This is a genomic window from Nonomuraea sp. NPDC005650 (assembly GCF_040605375.1).
In the GTDB taxonomy this organism is placed as follows: domain Bacteria; phylum Actinomycetota; class Actinomycetes; order Streptosporangiales; family Streptosporangiaceae; genus Nonomuraea.
Map to the genome: position 1 here is coordinate 1 of NZ_JBEXCR010000106.1, position 11,926 is coordinate 11,926.

Annotated in this window: 12 protein-coding genes; 10 read left to right on the forward strand and 2 right to left on the reverse strand. The window is 70.3% G+C overall.

Features of this window, described 5'->3' with window-relative positions:
* Positions 1-782 (reverse strand): alpha-L-fucosidase (locus ABZS69_RS66555; protein WP_355395410.1); only part of this gene is annotated, 782 nt, incomplete at its 3' end.
* A gap of 124 nt (positions 783-906) precedes the next feature.
* Between ABZS69_RS66555 and ABZS69_RS66560 the strand changes: the two genes are divergently transcribed.
* From ABZS69_RS66560 to ABZS69_RS66580, 5 genes are all read left to right on the forward strand, one after another.
* On the forward strand, positions 907-1,491 hold the full coding sequence (locus ABZS69_RS66560) for a hypothetical protein (RefSeq protein WP_355395413.1): 585 nt from the start codon (positions 907-909) through the stop codon (positions 1,489-1,491).
* 18 nt (positions 1,492-1,509) lie between these two features.
* Positions 1,510-2,220, forward strand: a complete 711-nt coding sequence (locus ABZS69_RS66565) for a fibronectin type III domain-containing protein (RefSeq protein ID WP_355395416.1) — start codon at positions 1,510-1,512, stop codon at positions 2,218-2,220.
* A gap of 7 nt (positions 2,221-2,227) precedes the next feature.
* Positions 2,228-3,517, forward strand: coding sequence for an extracellular solute-binding protein (locus ABZS69_RS66570; RefSeq protein ID WP_355395419.1), 1,290 nt, complete (start codon positions 2,228-2,230; stop codon positions 3,515-3,517).
* Positions 3,517-4,452 (forward strand): sugar ABC transporter permease, encoded by a 936-nt coding sequence (locus tag ABZS69_RS66575; RefSeq protein WP_355395422.1) that lies wholly within the window; start codon positions 3,517-3,519, stop codon positions 4,450-4,452. Before ABZS69_RS66570 ends, ABZS69_RS66575 begins: the two co-directional genes overlap by 1 nt.
* Before the next feature lie 64 nt (positions 4,453-4,516).
* Positions 4,517-5,347, forward strand: coding sequence for a carbohydrate ABC transporter permease (locus ABZS69_RS66580; RefSeq protein ID WP_355395425.1), 831 nt, complete (start codon positions 4,517-4,519; stop codon positions 5,345-5,347).
* Here ABZS69_RS66580 and ABZS69_RS66585 read toward each other — a convergent pair.
* The gene (locus ABZS69_RS66585) at positions 5,322-7,388 is read right to left on the reverse strand and encodes a glycogen debranching N-terminal domain-containing protein (protein ID WP_355395427.1); all 2,067 of its coding nucleotides are present in this window, start codon (positions 7,386-7,388) and stop codon (positions 5,322-5,324) included. The genes ABZS69_RS66580 and ABZS69_RS66585 overlap by 26 nt on opposite strands.
* Before the next feature lie 163 nt (positions 7,389-7,551).
* Here ABZS69_RS66585 and ABZS69_RS66590 point away from each other — a divergent pair, with 163 nt between their 5' ends.
* The 5 genes from ABZS69_RS66590 to ABZS69_RS66610 all read left to right on the forward strand — a co-directional run.
* Entirely contained in the window at positions 7,552-8,535 is a 984-nt protein-coding gene (locus tag ABZS69_RS66590) for a LacI family DNA-binding transcriptional regulator (RefSeq protein ID WP_355395430.1), read from the forward strand.
* A 43-nt stretch (positions 8,536-8,578) separates the two neighbouring features.
* Positions 8,579-9,829 (forward strand): extracellular solute-binding protein, encoded by a 1,251-nt coding sequence (locus ABZS69_RS66595; protein WP_355395433.1) that lies wholly within the window; start codon positions 8,579-8,581, stop codon positions 9,827-9,829.
* Positions 9,826-10,851, forward strand: a complete 1,026-nt coding sequence (locus ABZS69_RS66600; protein ID WP_355395436.1) for a sugar ABC transporter permease — start codon at positions 9,826-9,828, stop codon at positions 10,849-10,851. Before ABZS69_RS66595 ends, ABZS69_RS66600 begins: the two co-directional genes overlap by 4 nt.
* Entirely contained in the window at positions 10,844-11,689 is an 846-nt protein-coding gene (locus ABZS69_RS66605) for a carbohydrate ABC transporter permease (RefSeq protein WP_355395439.1), read from the forward strand. The genes ABZS69_RS66600 and ABZS69_RS66605 overlap by 8 nt, the downstream gene beginning before the upstream one ends.
* Positions 11,690-11,743: 54 nt before the next feature.
* On the forward strand, positions 11,744-11,926 hold a 183-nt coding region (locus ABZS69_RS66610; protein WP_355395442.1), incomplete at its 3' end, for a hypothetical protein.

Here is an 11,926-nt window from a genome sequence, read left to right on the forward strand (position 1 = left end):
ACCAGGCGCGGCATCGGGGTCCACGCGGCCTGCGGGTAGTCGTAGGCCGGGGTCATGCCGGTCTTCTGCTCGTTGCTGACCGTGTCCATGATCGGCGTGTCCTCGTTGTTGTTGCTCAGCAACCAGGACGGCCGCTTCTCGCGGATCTGCTCGTAGAGCCGGTTCTGCTCCCAGTACTCGTTGTCGTTGTCGATCCAGAACCCCGCCAAGTCCTGATATTTCGCCATTACTTCGAAGAAGAGGTCATAGCTGAACATCCCGAACCCGGCGCGGGTGGTCAGGTCGACCTGCCGCCCCTTGTACGCCGAGTACGCGGCCGAGTCGAGCGTCTCGACTCCCTGCTCGTTGTGCCACTGCGGGTCGTCGGTCATGTAGAGGATGACCCGTACGCCCTTCGCCTTCCCGGCGGCCACCAGCTCCCCGAGCAAGTCCCGCTTGGTGCTGCACGAGCCGGGGATCTCCGACGGCCACGGCCGCGCGTAGCCGAGCCTGCTGTGGAAGGTCGCCAGCACGATGTACGAGGCGCCCAGCTTGCGGGCCTCGTCCACCCAGTAGTCGGGGCTCCAGCCGCCACCCGTGACGTCGCCCTCCCAGGCGGCGCAGTCGAGGTGGCGCGGCGCCGTGAACATGCCCCAGTGCAGGAACAACCCTGCCGTGGAGTCGCGTAACCACTGCTGCCTCGGATGCTGGATCTCCGCCCCGGCGGGCGCCGCGCACAGGCTCAGGATCACGGCGAGCACTAGCGCGGCGAGGAGGCTACGGCGATGCGGTCGAAGTCTCATGGATCGCTCCCCTTCAGACATCCGACGAATACAGCAGCAACAGCCCTCGGTCAAGAGCCTTGACGCGCCAACGGGCTAAGTGATCCTATGTCTCGTGATAGGAAAGTTTCCTAATGGAGGGTCGATGCGATTACTCACCACGAGCGCGCTGACCGCCGGGCTGCTGCTCCCCACCCTTCCGGCTGCTGCCGACCCCGTGGAATCGGGGCCGTGGACCTCGTACTCGCCCACGTTCACCGTCCAGGAGCGGGGCTGCGGCGACGTCAGCGACCTGACGTTCAAGCTGACCTGCTCCACCGACAGCGGCGACCAGCGGGCCGAACGGCGCTACGCCACCTACTCCGGCGGCACGCGCCAGTTCGAGGGCTACTTCAAGATCACCAGCCTGCCCGGTTCCCGGATCAGCCTCAAGCAGACGTTCAAGACGACAGGCCCGTTCTTCATGCTCGCCGTCGAGCGCGGCGGACGCCTGTACGCGGTGCACGGCGGCGACACGATCGCCACGGGCGCGACGATCGGCACCACGGTCCGCGTCAACACCGTCCACGTGGTCGGCAGCGTCCACCGCACCTATATCAACGGATCGCTGAAGCACACCGTGGCCAGCGAGAGCGGCAGCTTCTACGACAAGTTCGGCGCGTACCGGACGGCCAGCGGCCAGGGGCCCGCCACGGTCGAGTGGAGCGGCATCCGCTTCTGGCAGAAGTAGGGGGCGATGAGGGCCCGGATGGTGTTGGCGTTGGCGCTGGTGGTCGCCGGATGCGCGGCCCCGCGACAGGAACGGCCGCAGGACCGGCCGGTCCGGCTGGAGGCCGCGCTCGTGTCGCCGACCGACATCGCGCTGCGCTGGCAGGGCCGCGATCCGGGCGCCGCCGGGCACGTGATCGAGTTCGCCACCGAGCCTCAGGGGCCGTACACGATCCTGGGTTTCCTGCCGCCGGAGCAGACCACGTTCACCCATCCCGACCTCATGCCGCGCACCACGTTCCACTACCGGTTGCGGCCCTACTACGGCGCGGCCTCCGCGCCGGTCGACGTCACGCTCGGCGACGGTCCCTATCCGAAGCCCGGCCCCGGCTGGGCCGAGCCGCGCGTGCTCCCGGGAGGGTCCCCCGGGACGAGGCCGGTGGGCGGCGAAGGGGCCGCGCCCACCGGCCTGACGGCCACCGCGACGCAGGCCGACGGCGTCGCGTTCCGGTGGGCCGACCAGGCCCGCGACGAGGAGGGCTTCCTGCTGGAGGACCGGCCGGCCGGCTGGCCCGGCTACCGGGTGACCGCCGTGCTGGCGCCGGACGTCAACGCGTTCGGCCTGGTCACCCTGCCCGAGGAGCGGCGCGCGTCGTACCGGGTGCGCGCCTTCCGCTACGGGCCGCCGTCGAACGTCGTCCGGCGGACGACCGGCGACGACACCCCATCCCCCACCACCGAAGAAGACTGAGCTCATCATGAACAAGCTGTCCGCGGCCGGGGCGATCGCGCTGGCCGTCACGTTGGCGCTGAGCGCCTGTTCGAGCGGCACGCCCGGCACGTCCGCCGCACCCTCCTCCAGCGGCGGCAAGCAGAAGGTCACCTTCCTCGTCTTCCCGTCCCCGAACCTGCCGGAGTCGTACTGGAAGGCCCAGGTCGCGCTGGTCACGAAGGCCGACCCCGACCTCGACGTGGAGCTCGTCGCCGCGCCGTCGGAGTCGGAGCGCAACGACTACGCCAAGCAGCTCGCCGCCTCCGGCCAGCTGCCGGACGTGCAGATCGGCATGCAGGACCTGATCGCGCTGGAGCCGAACCTGGCGACCTGGACCGAGCAGGAGCTCAAGGACTTCATCTGCCCGACCTGCGGTGCGGTCAACGGCAAGGTGCTGCAGCTGCCGGCCAACACCCAGACGATCCCGAACGTCTACTACAGCAGGAAGCTGTTCAAGAAGGCCGGGATCGAGGCGCCGCCGAAGACGTACGCCGAGCTGCTCGCCGACGCCGGCAAGCTCCAGGCCGCCGGGATCACGCCGTTCGTGAGCGGCGGGGTGTTCGTCACCTCCCAGCCCTGGACCGCCATCCTGGCCACCGACCTGTACGCCAAGACGCCCGACTGGATCGCCAGGCGGCGCGCGGGACAGGTGACCTTCGCCGGTGACCCGGCCATGAAGGCGGCCACGCAGAAGTTCGCCGACCTGGCCGCCAAGGGCTTCATCGACAAGCGGCAGATCGGCCAGGACTACCCGAAGACGCAGGAGGCATTCCTGGCCGGCAAGGGCGCGATGTACCCGATGGGGAGCTGGTTCGCCGCCGCGGCCGACCAGTCGGACATGAAGGACGACATCGGCGTGTTCGCCTGGCCGAGCGACGACGGGAGCCTGCATCTCCCGGCCTTCACCGGCGGCGGCCTGTCCGTGAGCGCCACGGCCAAGAACATGGCCGCGGCCAAGAAGTTCGCGCTGGCCTTCCAGCTCACCAAGGAGAACCTGGACGCCTCGGTCAAGGCCGACGCGCTCTTCCCCGCCGTCAAGGGCTACACGCCGCCCGCCACCACCGGCCCGGTCTTCAAGGCCGTGTACGACCTGTGGCAGCAGGCCCTCCAGCAGAACGCGACCGTCCCGGCCTTCAGCTGGGAGGCGGGCGACGCGGCCATGCTGCCCGGCATGCAGGGCAAGTTCTGGTCGACGGCTCAGGACCTGGTCAGCGGCAAGAAGACGACGGACCAGGCGCTGGCGTTCCTCGACACCGAATGGGAGAAGAGCGGCTGATGGCCGTCAGCACCACCCATCGCAGGCCCGGCACGCTCGCCCGCCCTGGGAGCAGGCGGCCGGCGTGGCCGGGCCTGTGGCACTTCCTGACGTTCGCGGCGCCGGGCACGCTCGTCTACACGTGCCTGGTGCTGCTGCCGATCGCGATGAGCGTCGGCTACAGCCTCACCAACCAGGCATTGCTCAGGCCGAACACGCAGTTCGTGGGCCTGCGCAACTACGCGCTGCTGTTCCGGGACGAGACGTTCCTCAACTCGCTGCGGGTCACCACGATCCTGACGCTGATCGTGGTCATCGTGCCGAACGTGCTCGGCGTGGCCGTCGCCGTCGTCCTCGACCGGCGCGGCTGGCTCTACAACGCGCTGCGCAGCGTCTTCTTCACGCCGATGGTGATCAGCTCGGTGGTCATCAGCGTGATCTGGACGCGCGTGCTCGCCGATGACGGGCCGGTCAACCAGGGGCTGCGGGCCCTCGGCGTGGCCGAGCCGCCGGGCTGGCTGTCCGACCCGGACATCGCGCTGTACTCGCTGTCGTCCATCGTCTGCTGGCAGATGCTCGGCTTCTGCGTGGTCGTCTACCTGGCCGGGCTGCAGGGCGTGCCGCAGGAGCTGGCCGAGGCGGCGGCGATCGACGGGGCGGGGCCGCTGCGCCGCTTCTGGAAGGTGACGTGGCCGCTGCTGGCGCCCGCCCTGACCATCAACACCGTCGTGCTGCTGATCTCCGCGTTCAAGATCTTCGACCACGTCAAGGTCATCACGAACGGCGGCCCGGGCACGGGCACGACGGCCAGCGTGGCGTTCGTCGTCCTGCAGGAGGGGTTCGTGGAGAACCGCACCGGTTACGCCTCCGCCGAGGCGGTCGTCATGCTCGTCGTCATCGCCGCCCTGTCGGTGGTCACGCTGCGGATCCTGCAGCGCAGGGAGGTTCAGCTGTGACCGAGCGAAGCGAGGGCACCAATGAACACAGCACGTTCGGCACAGGCCCGACGGAGGAGGGCCTGTGACGGGATCTCGCCTTCCTTGGGTGCGCCCGCTGGTCGCGCTGGTCATCGGCGCCGTCTTCTTCATCCCGCTCTACATCGCGCTGATCAACGTCTTCAAGGGCAGCGGCCAGGTCGCCCGCGACACGATGTCGCTGCCCGACCCGCCCACCCTGGACAACCTCACCCGGGTGCTGACCGACCCCGACAGCCTCTTCTGGTCCTCGCTGCGCACCAGCGTCGTGGTCACGTCGTCGTCGATCGTCATCCTGACGCTGCTGTCGGCCATGCTGGGCCACTACCTGGCCCGGCACACCCGGTGGTGGTCGCGCGCGGTCATGGTGCTGCTGCTGTGCGGGCTGATGATCCCGCCGCAGGTCATCCTCATCCCGGTCACGCAGGTGCTGAAGTCGCTCGGGCTGATGTCCACCCTCCAGGGGCTCGTCCTGTTCAACGTCGGCTACTACGTGCCGTTCGGGGTCTTCGTCTTCTCCGGGTTCATGAAGGGCATCCCGCGCGAGCTGGAGGAGGCGGCCGCGATCGACGGGGCGACGCGCTGGCAGACGTTCTGGCGCGTCGTCTTCCCCCTCCTGCGGCCGGCCACCGCCAGCGTGCTGATCTTCCTCGGGGTGTGGATCTGGAACGACTTCCTCAACCCGCTGATCATTTACGGCCCGCGCGAGGGCACGACGATCATGACGGGCGTCTACAAGTCGCTCGGCCAGTACGCGGCGGACTTCGGCGGCATGTTCGCGCTGATGTTCCTGGCCACGCTGCCGATCCTGGTCTTCTACCTGCTGCTGCAGAAGCAGTTCGTCAAGGGCCTCACGGGCGGGGCGACGAAGGGCTGACGGGCTCCGCCAGGCGCACGTCCGCCGGCAGGCCCTTGACCGTGGCCGTGCCGTCGTGGTCCACGCGTACCTCGACGTCCGCGTCGGCCACCCGCAGCCCGGCGGTCAGCGCTCCCAGGGGCGCGCCGGACAGCGGGCGCAGGTCCACCCGTCCCCCCGGAACGTCGGGGTAGAGCCCGGCCACCGCGTTGGCGATGACGACCGCGGCGGCGGCCGACCACGCCTGGGGGCGGCAGGACGCGGGGTAGGCCACCGGGCGGCCCGCCAGGTCCCGGGCGTCGCCCGCGAACAGCTCCGGCAGCCGGTAGCCGAACGACTCGGCCGCCGCCAGCAGCCCCTCGGCGAGGGCGGCGGCCTGCGTGTCGAAGCCCTCCCTGGCCAGGCCGGCGATGACGATGGCCGTGTCGTGCGGCCAGACGGAGCCGCAGTGGTAGGACAGCGGGCTGAACCCGCCCTCCTCCGACGACATCGTCCGCAGCCCGAACCCCTCCGCCATGCCGGGAGAGGCCAGCAGGTCGGCGACCCGGGCGGACTCCTCGCGCGAGAGCAGCCCGGTGCCGAGCAGGTGGCCGATGTTGCTGGTCAGGGAGTTCACGGGGCGCTTGTCGCGGTCGAGGGCGAGCGCCGGGAAGGGACCCCGGGGCCCGTCGACCCAGAAGGCGGCGCGGAAGCGCTCGGCCAGCGCCCCGGCGTAGTCGCGCCACCGGTCGGCCCCCGGCAGGCCGAAGGCGTCCAGCAGCGCGGCCCCGTGCAGGGCGGCCTGGTGGGCGTAGCCCTGCACCTCCACCAGCGCGATCGGCGGCTCGGCCTGGCGGCCGTCGTGGAAGCGCACCGAGTCGCCGGAGTCCTTCCAGCCCTGGTTGGCCAGGCCGCGGCCGCTGGAGTCGATGTACTCGAGGAACCCGTCCCCGTCGGGGTCGGCGTGGTCGGCGAGCCAGCCCAGCGCGGCCTGCAGGTTCGGCAGCAGCGCCTCCACCTCGGAGGCCGGAAGGCCCCAGCGCCAGGCGTCGTGCAGCAGGCTGATCCACAGCGGGGTGGCGTCGATGGTGCCGTAGTAGGCGGCGGGCAGCCGTCCGCCCTCGTCGTTCAGGTCGAACGCGTCCCGGCGCAGCTCGTGCATGATCTTTCCGGGGGCCTCGCCGGAGTCCGGGTCCAGGCGCCGCCCCTGGCGGCGGGCCAGGACGCGCAGGGTGCCCGCGGCCAGCCGGGTGCCGAGCGGGAGCAGCATGCGCGCCGCCCAGATGCTGTCCCTGCCGAAGAGCGTCAGGAACCAGGGCGCCCCGGCCGCGAGGAAGGTGTCGCCGGGCGCGACGGGCTCGGCCAGCCGCAGGGAGCGCAGGTCTTCGAGCGACTGGTCCAGCAGCCTGGTGATGCGCCGGTCGTCGGCGGTGACCCGCGGCGGGCTCCATTCGAGGGCGACGGCGGGCGGCACGACGACCACGGCCGCGTCCTCGACGGCCAGCTCCCAGCGCAGCGTCGTCCGGCCGCGGGGCGGCAGGCTCACCTCCCACCGCAGGCGGGCCCCGTCGCCCGCCGTCGCGTGGGCGTCGTGGCCGGTGACGGTGACGTGGGTGGTGTCGGCGTGCCAGGTCAGGCGGTTCTCCCCATCCGCGGCAGCCGGGGCGGGGGTGCCGGAGCGCCCGGACTTGACCGCCTCGACGGCCGCGAAGTCGCACGCCAGCTCGATGGTGACCGTGGCCGTCACGGGCGACGACGCGGTGGAGACGATCTCCACCTGCTCGTTCATGCCGAACGGGGACACCTCCCGCGAGCGCTCGATCCGGACCGTGGGGTCGACCGTGCGGTCGCCGAGCCAGCGGGCCAGGGACACGAACCGCGCCTGGCCGGCGGCCCCGGGCGCGTACCCGATGGACTCCGGCTCGCGCCCGTCCACGAGGAGCCTGGCCTGGGACAGCACCCGGCGGTCCGCGCAGAAGAGCCCCTGCACGCCGGCCGGGCGGATCTGGCCGTCGGCGTCGCTCAGCGCGCTGGCCGGCGCCATGACGGTGCTGACCAGATCGTGCAGCAGCGGCTGAAGCACTACGTTTCCCCCTGAGATCGGTTCATTGATCACCACCGGGTCTTGACAGACGGACGCCGGGGGTGCAGATTTCGAAACACTCCGCTAACTTTGAACGATCAAATCATGCCTCACCGGACTTTGAACGTTCAACCCCCTCGAAAGGCGATTTATGGCGGAAAAGGTGACGATCACCGATGTGGCGAAGGCGGCAGGCGTGTCACGCCAGACGGTGTCGAACACGCTCAACAGCCCGGAAGTGGTGCGAGAGGAGACCCGCAAGCACGTCCTCGAGGTGATCGAGCGGCTCGGCTACCGCGCCAACCAGGCCGCCCGCCAGATGCGCACCGGCCGTTCCCGCCTGATCGCCATCGGCATCGAACCCGACGGCGACGGGATCAGCGGCTCGTGGGCCGACCGGTTCCTGCACAGCCTGTCGGAGACGGCGGCGCAGGAGGGGTACCGGATCCTGCTCTACACCGCCGCGGACGACCCCTCGGAGATCGCGACGTACGAGGACCTGCTCGGCGCCTACAAGCCGGACGCGTTCGTGCTGACCGCCACCCACCATGACGACCTGCGCGCGTCCTGGCTGCTGGAGCGCGGGCTGCCGTTCGTGGCGTTCGGCCGGCCCTGGAGCGACCTGCCCCACGCGCGCCATCCGTGGGTGGACGTGGACGGCGCCGCGGGCACCGAGGCGGCCACCCGCCACCTGCTGGCCGCCGGTCACCGGCGCATCGGGTTCATCGGCTGGCCGCCCGGCTCGGGCGTGGGCGACGACCGCCGCGCGGGCTGGGCCAGAGCGCTCGGCGGTCAGGACCTCGGCGGGCTGCAGCGCTCGGTCGAGGACGGCATCCCCGCCGGGGAGCGCGCGGCCCGCGACCTGATCGCCGCCGACCCCGGCGTGACCGCCCTGGTGTGCGCGAGCGACTCCCTCGCCCTCGGCGCGCTGCAGGCCCGCGAGCCCGGCCGGCCCGTCGCCGTGATCGGCTTCGACGACACGCCCGCCGCCAGAGCCGTCGGCCTCACCAGCGTCCACCAGCCGCTCGGCGAGGCCGCCGCGGCCTGCGTCGAGCTGCTCGCCCGCGCCCTGGAGAGCCCCGACGCCGAGCCTCCTTCCGCGCACGTGCTGCTGCCCCCCTCTTTGACCATCCGCCAGTCCGCCTGACCCCTTTCACCCCCCGAATAACGCGAGAACAGGAACAACTCCGATGAAGTCACGTACCCGCCGCGCCGCTGCGATCAGCGGCCTCGCCTGCGCCACGCTCGTCCTGTCGGCCTGCGGCAGCGGCTTCGACGACAAGCCGAGCCAGGCCCCCCAGCAGAGCGGCGGCCAGGTCAACCTGCAGATCCTCATCGGCTCCTCCGGCGATGCCGAGACCGCCTCCGTCAAGCAGGCCGCCCAGACCTGGGCCTCCTCGTCGGGCGCGGCCGCGACGGTGACGCCCGCGCAGGACCTCGCCCAGCAGCTCGGCCAGGCCTTCGCCGGCGACAATCCCCCGGACGTGTTCTACGTGGACGCCTCCCGCTTCGCCGACTACGCCAGCGTCGGCGCCCTGGAGCCGTACGGGGACAAGATCAGCCAGCCTGACGACTTCTACCCCTCCCTGCGCACGGCGTTCACCCGCGACGGCAAGTTCTACTGCGCGCCCAAGGACTTCTCCACCCTCGCGCTGATCGTCAACAAGGACCTGTGGGCCAAGGCCGGGCTCACCGACGCCGACGTGCCGACCACCTGGGAGCAGCTCACCTCGGTCAGCGAGAAGCTCAAGGCCAAGGACGTCACCCCGCTGGCGATCGGCCCGACCCGCGACCGCATGGGCGCGTTCATGGTGCAGGCCGGCGGCTGGCTGACCAGCCCCGACGGCAAGCAGGCCACCGCCGACAGCCCGCAGAACCTCGCGGCGCTCGACTACGTGCGCTCGCTGGTGTCGGCCAAGCTGGCCAGGTACCCCGACCAGCTCGACGCGGGCTGGGGCGGCGAGGCGTTCGGTAAGGGCAAGGCCGCGATGACCATCGAGGGCAACTGGATCAAGGGCGCGCTCAAGGCGGACTTCCCCGACGTCAAGTACTCCGTCCACGAGCTCCCGGCGGGGCCCAAGGGCAAGGGCACGCTGTCGTTCACGAACTGCTGGGGCATCTCGGCCAAGAGCAAGCACAAGGAGCAGGCCATCTCCTTCGTCGAGGCGATGACCAAGGCCGACCAGCAGATGACCTTCGCGAAGGCGTTCGGCGTCATGCCCTCGCGCCAGTCCGCCAAGGCCGCCTACACCGCCGAGTTCCCCGACGACGCCCCCTTCGTCAACGGCGCCGACTACGCCCAGGGCCCCGTGAACGCCCCCAAGATGGACAGCGTCCTGGTCGACCTCGACACCGGGCTGCAGAAGCTGGCCACCACCGCGCCCAAGACGCTGCTGCAGCGGACGCAGAAGAACATCCAGGCCGCGCTCGGCACGTCATGACCATCAGCAAGACTCGTGAGAACCTGGCGGGCTGGCTCTTCGTGGCCCCCGTCGTGGTGATCCTGGGCCTGTTCATGCTGGCGCCGATCCTCATGGCGCTGTGGGTGAGCCTGACCGACTGGAACGGGCAGGGCAGCCCGTTCCGGGGCAGTGTGCCGTTCGTCGGTGTGGACAACTACACCCGCCTGTTCACCGAGGACGGGCTGGCCCGGCAGGACTTCATGACGAGCGTCCGCAACAACGTCTACTACGTGGCCATCGTGGTCCCGTTGCAGACCGCGCTGGCGCTCGGCCTGGCCCTGGTCGTCAACAGCCGGCTGCTGAAGGGCCGGACGTTCTTCCGCGCCGCGTTCTTCTTCCCCTCGGTGACCAGCTCGGTGGCGATCAGCGTGGTGTTCCTGTTCGTCTTCGCCAACTCCGGCGCGGTCAACGCGCTGCTGGGCCTGTTCGGCGTCGAAGGGCCCCAGTGGTTCGCCGACTCGCGCGGCGTGCTGCACCTGCTGCTCGGGTCCGTCGGCCTGGTCGATCCGGCGGCCCCGCCGGAGGCGCTGACCTCCGGCGGGCCGTTCGGGCTGTCGTGGTGGGAGTGGCTGTCCGGGCCCAGCGTGGCGATGACGACCATCATCGCGCTGGTCGTCTGGACCACGTCGGGGACGTTCATGCTCATGTTCCTGGCGGCGCTGCAGGACATCCCGGTGACGCTGGAGGAGGCGGCCATGCTGGACGGGGCGGGCCGCCGCCAGGTCTTCCGGCGCGTGACGCTGCCGCTGCTCAAGCCGACCATGTTCCTGGTGCTCACCCTGGGGCTGATCTCGACGTGGCAGGTCTTCGACCAGGTGTACGTGATGAGTCAGGGCAATCCCGCCAAGACCACCCTGACGCCGGCGTTCCTGTCGTACCAGACGGCCTTCCGCAGTTTCGAGTACGGCTCGGGCACCGCGATCTCGTTCGTGCTGTTCGCCATCATCGTGGTGCTGACCCTGGTCCAGCGCTGGGTGATGAGAGAGAGGCGTCATGCGTAAGGACAACGCGCGGTCGCTGGCCTCCACCTTCACCGGCTACTGCATCCTGATCTTCTTCGCGCTCGTCTTCCTCTACCCGTTCGTCATCCAGATCGCCGCCTCCTTCAAGACCGAGTCGGACGCGGCGGCGCACCCCCTGTCGCCCATCCCCGACCCGGTGACGATGAGCGGCTACGAGAAGGTGTTCCTCAGCACCGACCTGCCGCTGTGGCTGGGCAACTCGTTGCTGGTGACCGTGGTCATCACGGTCGGGCGCGTGCTGCTCGACTCCATGGCCGGGTACGCGCTGGCGCGGCTGCGCTTCCCGGGGCGGCGGGCGATCTTCTCGACGATCGTCGCGATGCTGGCGGTGCCGGGCGTGGTGCTGTTCATCCCGAAGTTCCTGGTGCTGAACCAGTTCGGCATCTACGACAGCTACACCGCGCTCATCCTGCCGGTGATCGCGGACGCGGCCGGGGTGTTCATCATGAAGCAGTTCTTCGAGTCGCTGCCGGTCAGCGTCGAGGAGGCGGCGAAGGTGGACGGGGCGGGCGTCTTCCGCACGTACTGGTCGATCGTCCTGCCGATGGCCCGGCCCGCGCTGCTCACGCTCACCATCATCTCGTTCCAGGGCTCCTGGAACGAGTTCGCGCACACGCTGGTGGCGGTGCAGAACCCCGAGCTGTTCACGCTGCCTCGGGGGCTGGCCGACCTGGTGAGCGGGTCGCTGGGCAAGGGCACGCAGTATCCGCTCAAGCTGGGGGCCGCGCTGATGGCGACCATTCCGGTGGCGGTGGTGTTCGTGATCTTCCAGCGGTATTTCGTGCGCGGCGCCAACGAGGGCTCCGACAAGGGCTGAGCGTTCCTCTGGACGTCAGCGGATGTTCAGAAGCAACCCCTAGATTCCGGTCACGTGAAAGTCGATGACAGATCTTCCCTGCTCACCCGTCGTTCCCTCCTTGCCGGCGCGCTCTCCGGAGCGGGCCTCGCCGCCTGGGCGGCCGACGCCGTGCTGTCCTTCTGCCGCCGCGGCACCGCATCCAGCCCGCCCGGGTGGGAGCGGGTGTACGCGAACGTCGCGGGCCCGCTCACCGCC